This is a genomic window from Pseudomonas sp. SA195 (assembly GCF_054131565.1).
The window spans coordinates 2482283-2495340 of record NZ_CP096392.1 but is presented as its reverse complement, the minus strand read 5'-3'; the positions used below and the strand labels follow the sequence as shown (position 1 = coordinate 2495340).

Below are 13058 nucleotides of genomic sequence, written 5' to 3'. Positions count from 1 at the left end.
CGGCTCCATCAGGGCTGCGCATGGCCGCGGTCGCGGTCATGCCGGGGGGCGGCGAGCGCCCGCGGGAAGTTGAACAGGAAGGTGCTGCAGCGGCTTGCGCGTGACAGCAGTGCCAGGGCGACCAGCGTCAACCCGAGCGGAAACACACTCTTGAAGATGAAGCGATGCGGCAGGCCGCTTGGGGCCTGAGAGCGCTCGTCGTAGATGTACGCCTGGTAAGCGAACGGTACGAGGGCGTCGACCATCAGCACCACGATCGGAAGCGCGAGAAACAGGATAGCGAGCAGCTCGATCATGGCCTGGCTGCGCAAGCTGAATTTTTCGCGCAACACATCGACCCGCACATGATCATCGCGCACCACCGCATAGGCGAGCGAAAGCATCAGCACCGCACCGAACAGGTGCCAGGAGAGCTCTTCCAGGGCGATCGAACCGCGTGCGAGCACGAAGCGGCTGAAGACGTTGGCCAGCACGACGGCCAGCACCAGCAACCAGATCCAGGCGCTGGCTTCGCCGATCGCGACGAGCGCCCGGTCGAGCCAGTGGGATAACCGGTTATGGGGTAGCGGATCGCCAGGCGCGACGCTACCGGGCGTTTCGGATACAGGAGCAGCGGACACGATCTCACCTCGACAGTCCGGACCATAAGAGGGAGCGGGCGCACCCTGGCGGCGCGCCCGCTGAGCGGCGCCAGGCCTCAGTCGTACTGGTAGTAGTCGCGTGGCAGGTAGCCTTTGCTCTGCCAGATGGAGTGGTGCTTCATGAAGTTGCGCTGGCTGGTCAGGACGCGGTTGAACATCTCGTCCTTCGCAGCGATCTCGTCCAGCACTTCGTTGGTCACACGTTCCAGTTCGCGCAACACCGGCTCCGGCAGCACCTGGGCCTTCACGCCCTGCTTCTCGTAGTCGCGCAGGGCAGTGGGCTGGGCCCACTCGCTTTCGGCGAAACCTTTGAGCGTGGCCGATTCGCAACCCATCTCGATCAGCGCGCGGCTTTGCGGCTCCAGCTTGTCCCACACGCCCTTATTGACCAGCAGATGCGAGGTGGTCAGCGTCTGGTGCCAGCCCGGCATGACGTAGTTCTTGATGATCTGGTCGAGGCCCAGCATCTTGTCGACGGCAGGCTGAGAGAACTCGGTGGCGTCGATCGTCTTGCGTTCCAACGCCTGGTAGATCTCGCCACCCGGCACCATGGTCACCGAGGCGCCGAGTTTCTCCAGCACCTTGCCGCCGATGCCGGCGAAGCGAATACGCAGGCCGTCAATGTCTTCGAGCTTTTCGATTGGTTTGGAGAACCAGCCGGCACCCTCCGGGCCGATGATGCTGCAGAGCATCGGATGGATGTTGCGCTGAGCGTAGATCTCCTCGAGCAGCTTCTTACCGTCGCCTTCGTAGTACCAGGCCAGATAAGCCGGCGGTTCCATGTTGAACGGCGCGCCGGAATACAGTGGCAGCGCAGCGATGGTGCCCTGATCATAGCCAATCCAGGTGTAGCCGGCTGGGTACTTGCCGTTGCTGACCGCATCCATGATTTCGAACGGCGGCACCAGTTCGCCCGGCTCGTAGTAGCGCAGCTGGATGTCGCCGCCAGAAATGGCCTTGAGCGATTCGGAAAGATGCTTGATGGGTGTGGTCAGGCCGATCAGATGCGATGGAAAGGCCAGCGGGACTTGCCAGCGAATCTTCTCCGCGGCTACGGCGTGGCCGCCAACCAGGCTGGCACCGAGCACGGTGGTGGCGCCAATGGCACAGGCGAGACGGGACAGCTTCTTGGTAATCGACATTGCAGGTTTTCCTTCTTTCTTGTTGTTCTGGGCCAGAACCGGCGTTTGGGCCGGGCGGCAAACGAAACGGCCGCAGCCATACGTGCCACCTGGGGATCTGGCGTTGTGTGGAAAGACTTAGCAGGTTCTATGCCTGACCGGGAAATCAGGCTGGAGCGGCCGGTTTAGAGCGGTTTAGCCGGTTGGAGCAGGTCGGTGGTGTCCAGGTGGCTGGACAGCCGCCGAGCGGCTGGAGTCGTGTGTCCAGAAATCTGGAAGCCTGTCCAGCTCACTGGACGGTTCGGCCCGCTCACGTCAGCGCTTAGCTCGCTTCCTTGCCCAAGGTGGTCTTGAGCGCGGTCAGGCAACGTTCCTCGGCGGTGTCGAGTTCAAGTTGCATCTGTTGGATATCCAGCAGCTGCTGTTCGAGCTGCTGGCGGCGCTCGGCGATCATGCCAAGCATGATGTTCAGCTGCTTCTGGTTGCCGGCCTTGGGGTCGTAGAGTTCGATCAGAGTTTTACACTCGGCTAACGAGAAGCCGATGCGCTTGCCGCGCAGGATGAGCTTGAGGGCAACCCGATCCTTCGGACTGTAGATGCGTTCCTGACCGCGGCGGGTCGGCGAGAGCATGCCTTGTTCTTCGTAGAAGCGGATGGCGCGGGTGGTGATGTCGAGCTCGTTGGCCAAATCGGAAATGCTGTACGTCTGCTTTGCCATGAAGGTAATCCAGTCCTGCCTATCCACCCGCGGCTCGCGTCGAGCCGGGTGCGTGCTTGCGTTTGAAACGGGCCAAGGCTACACGCTGCGCTGGCCCGATGCACAGTGGCGTCGGGCCATGTCACAGAGGTGCGAGTTCGCTCAGCGGTGGATGGTGCAGCCGGTGGCCTGCTGCATCGCCTCGAAACTCACACCGTCGGCCAGCTCCACCAGCTTCAGGCCCTGCTCGGTCACGTCCAGTACGCCGAGGTCGGTGATGATGCGGTCCACGACGCCGACGCCGGTCAGTGGCAGGTCGCAGTGCGGAATGATCTTGTGCGCGCCCTTGGCGGTGTGCTCCATCAGCACCACGACGCGCTTGACGCCCGCGACCAGGTCCATCGCACCGCCCATCCCCTTGACCATCTTGCCGGGGATCATCCAGTTCGCCAGGTCACCCTCCTCAGACACCTGCATGGCGCCGAGAATCGCCAGGTTGATATGGCCACCGCGGATCATGCCGAAGCTCATGGCGTTGTCGAAGAAGGCGCTGCCGGGCAGGGCGGTGACGGTCTGCTTGCCGGCGTTGATCAGATCCGGGTCGATCTCGTCTTCCGTGGGAAAGGGGCCGATGCCGAGCAGGCCGTTCTCGCTCTGCAGCCAGACGTCCATCCCCTCGGGAATGTAGTTGGCGACGAGTGTCGGCAGGCCGATACCCAGATTGACGTAGAAGCCGTCCTGTAACTCCTGCGCGGCGCGTTGCGCCATCTGTTCGCGTGTCCAGGCCATGATCAGCTCCTCACCGTGCGTTTTTCGATGCGCTTTTCGGCGTCAGGGTTGTGGATGATGCGCTGCACGTAGATGCCGGGCAGGTGAATCTGGTCCGGGTCCAGCTCACCGGTTTCCACGAGATGATCGACTTCCACGACGCAGACCTTGCCAGCCATGGCGGCGAGCGGGTTGAAGTTGCGTGCCGTCTTGTTGAAGACCAGGTTGCCGGCCTTGTCCGCCTTGAACGCCTTGACCAGCGAGACATCGGCTGGCAGCGACTCTTCCATCACGTACCACTCGCCGTTGAACTGGCGGGTTTCCTTACCCTCGGCGATCAGCGTGCCGTAGCCGGTGCGGGTGTAGAACGCCGGAATCCCGGAGCCGGCCGCGCGCAGCTTCTCGGCCAGCGTGCCCTGTGGGGTGAACTCCAGTTCAAGCTCGCCCGCTAGATACTGACGCTCGAACTCCTTGTTCTCGCCCACGTAGGACGAAATCATCTTGCGCACCTGGCGCGTTTCGAGCAGCAGGCCGAGGCCGAAACCATCGACGCCCGCGTTATTACTGATCACGGTGAGGTCTTTCTTGCCGGTGTCGCGCAAGGCCGCGATCAGCGCTTCGGGGATGCCGCACAGGCCGAAGCCGCCGACCGCGAGGGTCATGCCGTCCTCGACCAGACCGTCGAGCGCCTGCTGCGCGTTGGGGTAGATCTTGTTCATGTAGGCCTCTTGTTATCCGAGTTGGGCTACAGGGTCGGGTTATTCCGCACTCAGACGCGCTCGCGCGACCCGCGATCCATTGGGGCGGCCCAGGACATCGCTGATGCGCTGCCCGGCGGCGATCAGCGCGCCGAGATCGATACCAGTCTCTATGCCCAGACCGTTAAGCATGTAGAGCACGTCTTCGCTGGCGATGTTACCGCTGGCGCCCTTGGCATAGGGGCAGCCGCCGAGACCAGCGACGGAGCTGTCGAAGGTGCATATCCCCTCCTGCAGGCTGGCGTAGATATTGGCCAGCGCCTGGCCGTAGGTGTCGTGGAAATGCCCGGCGAGCTTGTCACGCGGTACCTCGCGGCTGACCGCTTCGATCAGCTGGCGGGTCTTGCCGGGTGTGCCCGTGCCGATGGTGTCGCCCAGCGAGACTTCGTAGCAGCCCATGGCGAACAGTTCGCGAGCAACATGCGCAACGCGCTTGGCCTCAATTTCGCCTTCATACGGGCAGCCCAACACGCAGGAGACGTAGCCGCGTACCTGAATGCCGTTCTCCCGGGCGGCGGCCATCAACGGCGCGAAGCGCTCCAGGCTTTCGGCGATCGAGCAATTGATGTTTTTCTGCGAAAAGGCTTCGGATGCCGCGCCGAACACCGCCACCTCGCTGACACCGGCTTCGATCGCCGCTTCCAGACCTTTTAGATTCGGCGTTAGCGCCGCATAGGTCACGCCGGGCTTCTGTTTGATCTGCGCGAAGACTTGCGCTGAGCCGGCCATCTGTGGCACCCATTTGGGCGAGACGAAGCTGCCTACCTCGATGTAGTGAAGGCCGGCTGCGGTCAGGTCATCGACCAGCCGGACCTTGTCCGCGACGTCGATGGGCTGCTTTTCGTTCTGCAGGCCGTCGCGCGGGCCGACTTCCACCAGGCGGACCCGGCGTGGGATGTCTGTGGTCATGGGCGTTTCTCTTTCTGTGTGACGGTATGGAATGGGCTACCGAAGCTGAGTGACTTTTCGGTCACAACGGGACCTCCGGCTCAAGTTCGCAGGGTGCTGGCAGATAAGAATAGGAAGCCCGGTCCCACCGCGCGCACTTATTGAGGGCGTCATGCTGCGTAAAATCCGAATATCCCATCGCACACTGCTGTTTTTTGCGATCGTCGCTGTGCTGCTCACCGCCCTCGGGCTGTTCAGCCTGATGCAAATGGCGGCGATCCGCGCAGCGGGCAGCGAGATCGACTCGGACTGGATGCCGAGCCAGGCAGCCGCAGATGACATGGCGCTGGGTTTTGCCCAGGTGCGGACCGAATCCCTGCGCCAGCTGGCCTTCCGGGACGCCGAGACGCAGCGCAGCAGCGATGCGCTTATCGCATCGGCGATGGCCGACCTGCAGCAGCACATGACGCAGTACCAGGCGCACATCACCGGGGACGAGGAAGCGCGTGCCTTCAACGCAGCCAAGGCGTTGTTCGAGCAATACGCCGCAACCCTCGAAGAGCGCCAGCGGTTGATGGCCGGGCAGCCGAACGATGCAACCATGGCGCCGATCAATGAACGGCTCGCCGCGCTCGGGCCGCAATTCAACGATGCGCTGATGAGCCTTAGAACATTCAACGAGGAGGGCGCGCATCACGCCGTTCAGGCCTCGACAGCCGTCTATCAAAACGCGCGCACCGTGATCCTGGCCGTGATCGTCCTGGCGCTCGTAGCGACCGTTGCGTTGGCGCTGGTGCTGACGGCGAGTATTGTCCGGCCGATGCGCCAGGCGGTGGCCGTGGCCGACCAGATCGCACATGGTGATTTGACCCATCTGGTGCCGGTCGATGGCAACGACGAGGCCACCCAGCTGCTCGTTTCGCTGCGTGACATGCAGGCCAACCTGCGAAAGATCATCGGGCAGATCAACGATTCGGCCAGCGTACTGACGACTTCCGCCGAAGAGATGACTGCCGTGATGCTCGACAGTACCGATGGCTTGCACCGGCAGAACGAGCAGATCGAACAGGCTGCCACGGCGGTCAATCAAATGACCTGCGCGGTCGAGGAAGTGGCGAGCAACGCGGTGTCCACCTCCGAAGCGTCGCGGGCTTCCAGCGACTCGGCGCAGCAAGGGCGCCGGCAGCTGGACGAGGCGATTGCCGCGATCCAGGCGTTGACCGATGACGTGGTCAGCGCTTCGGCGCGGGCGGGCGACCTGGCCGACCAAACGCACAACATTACCCGTGTGCTGGACGTTATCCGTGCCGTTGCTGAACAAACCAACCTGCTTGCGCTCAACGCCGCCATTGAAGCGGCGCGGGCCGGGGACGCTGGCCGTGGCTTCGCCGTTGTCGCCGATGAGGTGCGTGCCCTGGCCAAGCGTACCGGTGAATCCACACGCGAAATCGAGTCGATGATCGGCAGCATCCAGCAAGGCACCGGCCTGACGGTCGAGGCGCTGCAGCAGACCGCATCGCGCGCGCAGGGTACGTTGGACAAGGCGCACGCAGCGGGCGCGGCGCTGGTGCAGATCGCTGAAACGGTCGCCGGTATCAACGAGCGCAACCTGGTGATCGCCAGCGCCTCCGAAGAGCAGGCGCAGGTCGCGCGGGAGATCGACCGCAACCTTGTCAGCATTCGTGACCTTTCGGTACAGACCTCCGCCGGCGCGCAGCAAACCAGCATCGCAACCCAGGAACTGTCCCGCCTGGCCGTGGACCTGAACGAGACGGTCAGCCGCTTCCGGATGTAACGGCGGGGTAGCGTTTGCGCGCCTGATGAGGGGGAGCGGGCGTTTCCTGATCAGCTCGCGAAGGCGCGCCTCCTGATCGTCGCCTTTGCGTGCAAGCGCGCCCCTGCGACAGGCCATCGTGGCGGCCAGGTTCACGAGGCCGGCGCTCGGCGAAGCCGGCAGGCATCGCCCGAATCGCGGACCAGCGTCGGCGGTCATTCTTCAAGCTCTACCAGCGTGGCGCCTTCGCTGATCATTTCGCCTTCGCTGCAATAGACCGCCTTGACGACGCCGGCCTCCGCGGCGCGAATGCTGTGCTCCATCTTCATCGCTTCCAGCACGATCAGCGTGGCGCCGGCTTCGACCTGCTGCCCGGCCTCGACCAGCACACGAACGATGCTGCCGTTCATGGGAGCCGTCAGCCCGCCATGGTGCTGGTGGCTGGCCTCGGCCTTTGCGATGGGATCGAAGGCGGTCACGGCGTGCAGCGCGCCATTCCATTCGAGATACAGCGTGTGGCCCTGACGAATCGCCTTCGGCCTGCGCAAGGCTTCCGTTTTCGCAGGCGCGAGCTCGCTCGGTATGGCAGCGGCCGAGACGGCATCTGATTCGCGAGCCAGGGCGGGAGCGCTCGCCTCTGAACCCGCACCGACGCAAACCCGTCTGCTTTCGCCATTGCACTGAAGATGCACGCCGATCCGCGCCGGCATCCCGAAGCGCAGGCCGTCGCGCCTTGCCCAAGGCGAGTGCATGTCGTCGTGGCGAACGTTAGCGGGTTCGGTTTGTACGTAAAGCTCGCCGGCCATTTGCCAGAACGCATCGCCCAATTCGCCGGGCTTGCGCATCAGCTCGGCTTCGTGGCGGGGGATGAATCCGGTGTCCAGTTCTGCGGCTGCGAACGCAGGGTGACCGATTACCCGCCGCAGGAACGCCAGGTTGGTGCGCACGCCGCCAACGTAGGTTTCCTCCAGCATCGCCAGCAGCCGCAGGCGCGCTTCCTCGCGGTTCTCGCCCCAGGCGATGAGCTTGCCGAGCATCGGGTCGTAGAACGGCGAGATCTGGTCCCCTTCGGCCACGCCGCTATCGACGCGACGGCCGGGCCCAGCAGCGGATTCGCGGTACAGACCCAGCGTGCCGGTGGCCGGCAGGAAGTCGTTGTCCGGGTCTTCGGCGTAGAGCCGCACTTCGATGGCGTGGCCCTTGAGCGGCACCTGATCCTGAGTGATCGGCAGCGGCTCGCCGCGGGCGACGCGAATCTGCCATGCAACCAAGTCCAGCCCGGTGATTGCCTCGGTCACCGGGTGCTCGACCTGCAGGCGTGTGTTCATCTCCATGAAGAAGAACTCGCCGCGTGCATCGAGCAGAAATTCCACGGTGCCGGCGCCGACGTAACCGATGGCCTGCGCAGCCTTTACCGCGGCTTCGCCCATGGCGCGGCGAAGCTCCGGAGAAAGGCCAGGCGCGGGCGCTTCCTCGACGACCTTCTGGTGGCGACGCTGGATCGAGCAGTCTCGCTCGTTGAGGTAGAGGCAGTTGCCGTGCTGATCGGCGAACACCTGTATCTCGACGTGGCGCGGCTTGAGTACGTATTTCTCGACCAGCATGCGCGAGTCGCCGAACGACGACTGTGCTTCGCGCTGGGCCGACTGCAGTGCTTCGGCGAGGTCGGCTTCGCGCTCGACGATCTTCATGCCTTTGCCGCCACCGCCGGCGGTGGCCTTGAGCAGCACCGGGTAGCCGATCTTTTCCGCGGCGAGGCGGAAGGTTTCCAGATCCTGCGCTTCGCCGTGATAGCCCGGCACCAGCGGCACGCCGGCTTTCTCCATCAGCGCCTTGGCGGCGGATTTACTGCCCATGGCGTCGATGGCCGAGGCGGGCGGGCCGAGGAAGATCAGACCGGCGTCTTCAATAGCGCGGGCGAAGTCGGCGTTTTCGGAGAGAAAGCCATAGCCGGGGTGAATCGCCTGGGCGCCGCTGGCCTTTGCCGCATCGATCAGCTTGTCGATCAGCAGGTAACTCTCGCCGGGCTTGGCGCCGCCGAGGTCGATACGAATGTCTGCTTCCCGGGCATGCCGGGCATGGCGATCGATGGCGCTGTGCACGGCGACGGTGGTCAGGCCCATGGCCTTAGCGGTGCGCATCACGCGGCAAGCGATTTCGCCGCGGTTGGCGACCAGGAGGGTGGTAATCATTGTTGTAGCTCCCGCGTGGCCTTGAGTGGGTTTCCCCTCACCCTAGCCCTCTCCCCATAGGGGCGAAGGGGATGGCGGAGTGAGGCGAAGAAATGGTGTGGTTTGGTAGCTCGGTGCTTGTCTGGTAGATGTCGCAGGACGGGCATCGCTGCCATCGCTGCGGTAAGTACGACGACTTTTCAGATCTGCTGGCCCAGCACCCGGGTCGTAGCGGGCGGCCACCGCGCTCCAGGTCCCGCACCGCCAAACCCCCTCGCCCCGCTGGGGAGAGGGCTGGGGTGAGGGGGCGGTGTTCCAGGCGAGCCCGGTCATCAAGTGTCCCCCAGCCAGGCTGGTTTGCGCTTTTCCAGAAAAGCATTGAGCCCTTCCTGGCCTTCCGGACTGACGCGGATTCGGGCGATGGCGTTCTCGGTGTAGCGCCGCAGTGCCGGGTTCAACGAGGCACTGGCGGCTTCGCGCAGCAGATCCTTGCTGGCCCGCATGCCCTGTGGGCTGTTGAGCATCAGGTTGTCGAGCCAGCCTTGCAGAGCGTCGTCCAGTTCGGCGGCGGCGTAGGTTTCGGAGAGCAGACCCAGTTCGCGGGCGCGTTCGCCGCTGAAGCGTTCACCGGTCATGGCGTAACGGCGCGTAGCGCGCTCACCGATGGCCTTGATCACGAAGGGGCTGATCACCGCAGGCGCGAGGCCGATTCGTACCTCCGAAAGCGAGAAGAGCGCGTCGTGCGCGCCGATGGCCATGTCGCAGCAGGCGACGAGCCCGACGGCACCGCCGAAGGCCGCACCCTGCACGACGGCCAACGTTGGCAGCTTCAGGTGGTAGAGGCTGTACATCAGCTCGGCCAACTCACGCGCGTCGTTGAGGTTGGCGTCGAAATCGAGCTTCGCCGATTCCTGCATCCACGCCAGATCCGCACCGGCGGAGAAGTGCTTGCCGCGCCCGCGCAGCAGCAGGAAGCGCAGATGCTTGTCCATCTGGACCTGGTCGATCGCCTGCACCAGCTCACGGATCATTTCGGCGTTGAAGGCATTGTTCTTTTCCGGCCGGTTGAGCCAGAGGGTGGCGAAACCCTTGTCGCTGTATTCGAGTTCGATGGTCTGAAAATCGGTCATCTGCTTCTCCTGTGGGAGCGAGCTTGCTCGCGATCATGTGACGCCGCTGCGCCCGGTCACCAGCCAGGTCTAACCATCACCTGATGGCCTTGGCCGCGCCATGCGCTGATCGCCGCAGGCTCTACATCCGGAATACGCCGAACCGCGTCGGCTCGATCGGCGCGTTGAGACTGGCTGAGAGTGCCAGGCCCAGCAGATCACGCGTCTGCGCCGGATCAATAACGCCGTCATCCCAAAGGCGCGCACTCGAATAATAGGGGTGGCCCTGGTGCTCGTACTGCTCCAGGATTGGCTGCTTGAGCGAGGCTTCCTCCTCATTCGAGAAGGTCTGCCCGCTGCGCTCGGCCTGTTCGCGCTTGACCTGTACCAGCACGCCGGCTGCCTGCTCGCCACCCATCACGCCAATCCGCGCGTTGGGCCACATCCACAGGAAGCGCGGGTCATAGGCGCGGCCGCACATGCCGTAGTTACCGGCGCCGAAACTACCGCCGATGACCACGGTGAACTTCGGCACCTGAGCGCACGCGACTGCTGTAACCAGCTTGGCGCCATGCTTGGCGATGCCGCCGGTCTCGTATTTCTGCCCAACCATGAAGCCGGTGATGTTTTGCAGGAACAGCAGCGGAATGCCGCGCTGACAGGCCAGTTCGATGAAGTGCGCGCCTTTCTGCGCGGCTTCGGCAAACAGAATGCCGTTGTTCGCCAGGATCGCGATCGGATAGCCGTGCAGGTGGGCGAAGCCGCAGACCAGGGTGGTGCCGAACAGCGCTTTGAATTCATCGAACTCGCTGCCGTCGACCAGCCGTGCAATCACTTCGCGGACGTCGTAGGGCTGCTTGGCCTGCGCCGGAATCACGCCGTAAAGCTCATCGGCCGGGTACAGCGGCGCGCGAGGCTCACGTACCTGCACCTGACCGAGCTTGCTCCAATTGAGGTTAGCCATGCAGCGACGGGCGAGGGCGAGGGCATGTTCGTCGTTCTCGGCGTAATGATCGGCGACGCCGCTCGTCTTGCAGTGCACGTCGGCGCCGCCCAGCTCCTCCGCCGTGACGACTTCGCCGGTGGCGGCTTTCACCAGCGGCGGGCCTGCAAGGAAGATGGTCGCCTGATTGCGCACCATGATGGTCTCGTCCGCCATCGCCGGCACATAGGCGCCACCGGCGGTGCAGGAGCCCATGACCACAGCCAGCTGCGGAATGCCCATGGCGCTCATGTTGGCCTGGTTGAAGAAGATGCGGCCGAAGTGTTCGCGGTCCGGGAACACCTCGTCCTGGCGGGGCAGGTTGGCGCCACCGGAATCGACCAGGTAGATGCATGGCAAGCGGTTCTGCTGAGCGATGGCTTGGGCGCGCAGGTGCTTCTTGACCGTCAGCGGGTAGTAGCTGCCGCCTTTTACCGTGGCGTCGTTGGCGATGATCATGCACTCGACGCCTTCGACCCGGCCAATGCCGGCGACCACACCGGCAGCGGCGACGTCCTCGCCATAGACTTCGTGAGCGGCCAGTGGCGCAACCTCGAGGAAGGCCGAACCGGGGTCGAGGAGGGCGTTGATGCGGTCACGCACGAGCAGCTTGCCGCGGGCGACATGGCGCTGCTGGGCCTTTTCGCCGCCGCCTTCGCTGACACGGCCAAGCAGCGACCTTAGTTGCTCGACTTGTTCGAGCATCGCGTCGCGGTTGGCGGCGAACTCAGGCGAGCGGGTGTTGATTTGGGTGTTCAGGATGGCCATGTTCGGGCTCCCGTGGGGTGGAAATCGGCGAAGCGATTTCCACCTTGTTTCGTCAATGCGGTGGAAGAGGCCGTTGGCCGTTTCCACCCTACGGCTCACTTGGTTTCGTTGAACAGCTCGCGGCCGATCAGCATGCGGCGGATCTCGCTGGTGCCGGCACCAATCTCGTAGAGCTTGGCGTCGCGCAGCAGCCGGCCGGTGGGGAATTCGTTGATGTAGCCGTTGCCACCGAGGATCTGGATCGCCTGCAGCGCCATCTGCGTGGCCGCCTCGGCGGTGTAGAGAATCACCCCGGCGGCGTCTTTGCGGGTGGTTTCGCCGCGATCGCAGGCCTGCGCCACGGTATAGAGGTAGGCGCGACTGGCGTTGAGCTGGGTGTACATGTCGGCCACCTTGCCCTGGATGAACTGAAACTCGCCGATGCTTTGGCCGAACTGCTTGCGGTCGTGGATGTAGGGTACGACTACATCGAGGCAGGCTTGCATGATGCCAACCGGCCCGCCAGCCAGAACCACGCGTTCATAGTCCAGGCCGCTCATCAGTACCTTGACGCCGCCGTTCTCGACGCCCAGCACGTTCTCTTCCGGCACCTCGACGTCATCGAAGAACAGTTCGCAGGTGTTGGAGCCGCGCATGCCGAGCTTGTCGAACTTGTTGCCGCGGGAGAAGCCCTTCCAGTCGCGCTCGACGATGAAGGCGGTGATGCCGTGCGGGCCCTTGTCCAGGTCGGTCTTGGCGTAGATCACGTAGGTGTTGGCGTCCGGCCCGTTGGTGATCCAGGTCTTGCTGCCGTTGAGCACATAGCGGTCGCCTTGCTTATCGGCGCGCAGCTTCATCGAGACGACGTCGGAGCCGGCGTTGGGCTCGCTCATCGCCAGCGCGCCGACGTGCTCCCCGGACACCAGCTTGGGCAGGTATTTGGCTTTCTGCTCGGGCGTGCCGTTGCGGTTGATCTGGTTGACGCACAGGTTCGAATGCGCGCCGTAGGACAGGCCCACCGAGGCCGAGCCGCGGCTGATTTCCTCGAGCGCGACGACGTGCGCCAGATAGCCCATCCCGGCGCCGCCGTATTCCTCGTCTATGGTGATACCGAGCAGGCCCATGTCGCCGAACTTGCGCCACATGTCGCTCGGGAAGAGGTTGTCACGGTCGATGGCTTCGGCGCGGGGCGCCAGTTCATCGGCCACGAAACCGCGCACCTGGTCGCGGAGCATGTCGACGGTTTCACCGAGGGCGAAGTTGAGACCGGAGTAAGTCATGTGCCACCTGCTTGTCTTGTCATTGTTCTGTTCGACTGCTGGGCGAGGCGAAATGTTGATTCCACCTGCACTCCAGCCTGTTCCTAACGCCATGCCCAGGCCGACGTTCGGCGTAGGGTGCG

At 63.9% G+C, this 13058-nt stretch carries 11 protein-coding genes and 1 pseudogene; 2 read left to right on the top strand and 10 right to left on the bottom strand.

Annotated features, from left to right (window positions below):
• Positions 1-8: 8 nt before the first annotated feature.
• The 6 genes from M1D78_RS11440 to M1D78_RS11415 all read right to left on the bottom strand — a co-directional run bounded on the left by M1D78_RS11440 (position 9) and on the right by M1D78_RS11415 (position 4894).
• Complete coding sequence (locus M1D78_RS11440) at positions 9-620, bottom strand: TRAP transporter small permease subunit (RefSeq protein WP_437419148.1); 612 nt, start codon at positions 618-620, stop codon at positions 9-11.
• A gap of 77 nt (positions 621-697) precedes the next feature.
• On the bottom strand, positions 698-1783 hold the full coding sequence (locus M1D78_RS11435; RefSeq protein WP_437419149.1) for a TRAP transporter substrate-binding protein: 1086 nt from the start codon (positions 1781-1783) through the stop codon (positions 698-700).
• Between the two features lie 301 nt (positions 1784-2084).
• Entirely contained in the window at positions 2085-2480 is a 396-nt protein-coding gene (locus M1D78_RS11430) for a MerR family transcriptional regulator (protein WP_437419150.1), read from the bottom strand.
• Positions 2481-2621: 141 nt separating this feature from the next.
• Positions 2622-3248 carry a CoA transferase subunit B gene (locus M1D78_RS11425; RefSeq protein WP_437419151.1) on the bottom strand — a complete coding sequence of 209 codons (627 nt, stop codon included), beginning with the start codon at positions 3246-3248 and terminating at the stop codon, positions 2622-2624.
• Positions 3249-3250: 2 nt separating this feature from the next.
• Positions 3251-3946, bottom strand: coding sequence for a CoA transferase subunit A (locus M1D78_RS11420; RefSeq protein ID WP_437419152.1), 696 nt, complete (start codon positions 3944-3946; stop codon positions 3251-3253).
• A gap of 39 nt (positions 3947-3985) precedes the next feature.
• Entirely contained in the window at positions 3986-4894 is a 909-nt protein-coding gene (locus M1D78_RS11415; protein WP_437419153.1) for a hydroxymethylglutaryl-CoA lyase, read from the bottom strand.
• Positions 4895-5045: 151 nt separating this feature from the next.
• Here M1D78_RS11415 and M1D78_RS11410 point away from each other — a divergent pair.
• Together M1D78_RS11410 and M1D78_RS11405 are read left to right on the top strand one after the other, a co-directional pair.
• Positions 5046-5762: pseudogene (locus M1D78_RS11410) on the top strand (MCP four helix bundle domain-containing protein); the annotation flags it as partial.
• Between the two features lie 42 nt (positions 5763-5804).
• The gene (locus tag M1D78_RS11405) at positions 5805-6668 is read left to right on the top strand and encodes a methyl-accepting chemotaxis protein (protein WP_457933590.1); all 864 of its coding nucleotides are present in this window, start codon (positions 5805-5807) and stop codon (positions 6666-6668) included.
• A gap of 194 nt (positions 6669-6862) precedes the next feature.
• Here the strand turns inward: M1D78_RS11405 and M1D78_RS11400 are convergent, their stop codons facing one another.
• The 4 genes from M1D78_RS11400 to M1D78_RS11385 all read right to left on the bottom strand — a co-directional run bounded on the left by M1D78_RS11400 (position 6863) and on the right by M1D78_RS11385 (position 12936).
• Entirely contained in the window at positions 6863-8839 is a 1977-nt protein-coding gene (locus M1D78_RS11400) for an acetyl/propionyl/methylcrotonyl-CoA carboxylase subunit alpha (protein ID WP_437419155.1), read from the bottom strand.
• Positions 8840-9150: 311 nt separating this feature from the next.
• Positions 9151-9948: a gamma-carboxygeranoyl-CoA hydratase gene (locus M1D78_RS11395; RefSeq protein ID WP_437419156.1), complete on the bottom strand. Its 798-nt coding sequence runs from the start codon at positions 9946-9948 to the stop codon at positions 9151-9153.
• Between the two features lie 121 nt (positions 9949-10069).
• A complete protein-coding gene (locus M1D78_RS11390) occupies positions 10070-11677 on the bottom strand; it encodes a carboxyl transferase domain-containing protein (protein ID WP_437419157.1) in 1608 nt (535 codons plus the stop codon).
• Positions 11678-11772: 95 nt separating this feature from the next.
• On the bottom strand, positions 11773-12936 hold the full coding sequence (locus M1D78_RS11385; protein WP_437419158.1) for an isovaleryl-CoA dehydrogenase: 1164 nt from the start codon (positions 12934-12936) through the stop codon (positions 11773-11775).
• Positions 12937-13058 lie beyond the last annotated feature (122 nt).

Excerpts from the sequence above, each read along its gene's own strand:
- M1D78_RS11400 (WP_437419155.1), bottom strand. The coding sequence starts at position 8,839 with ATGATTACCACCCTCCTGGTCGCCAACCGCGGCGAAATCGCTTGCCGC.
- M1D78_RS11395 (WP_437419156.1), bottom strand. The coding sequence starts at position 9,948 with ATGACCGATTTTCAGACCATCGAACTCGAATACAGCGACAAGGGTTTC.
- M1D78_RS11385 (WP_437419158.1), bottom strand. The coding sequence starts at position 12,936 with ATGACTTACTCCGGTCTCAACTTCGCCCTCGGTGAAACCGTCGACATG.
- M1D78_RS11390 (WP_437419157.1), bottom strand. The coding sequence starts at position 11,677 with ATGGCCATCCTGAACACCCAAATCAACACCCGCTCGCCTGAGTTCGCC.
- M1D78_RS11415 (WP_437419153.1), bottom strand. The coding sequence starts at position 4,894 with ATGACCACAGACATCCCACGCCGGGTCCGCCTGGTGGAAGTCGGCCCG.
- M1D78_RS11435 (WP_437419149.1), bottom strand. The coding sequence starts at position 1,783 with ATGTCGATTACCAAGAAGCTGTCCCGTCTCGCCTGTGCCATTGGCGCC.
- M1D78_RS11420 (WP_437419152.1), bottom strand. The coding sequence starts at position 3,946 with ATGAACAAGATCTACCCCAACGCGCAGCAGGCGCTCGACGGTCTGGTC.
- M1D78_RS11425 (WP_437419151.1), bottom strand. The coding sequence starts at position 3,248 with ATGGCCTGGACACGCGAACAGATGGCGCAACGCGCCGCGCAGGAGTTA.
- M1D78_RS11430 (WP_437419150.1), bottom strand. The coding sequence starts at position 2,480 with ATGGCAAAGCAGACGTACAGCATTTCCGATTTGGCCAACGAGCTCGAC.
- M1D78_RS11405 (WP_457933590.1), top strand. The coding sequence starts at position 5,805 with ATGCAGGCCAACCTGCGAAAGATCATCGGGCAGATCAACGATTCGGCC.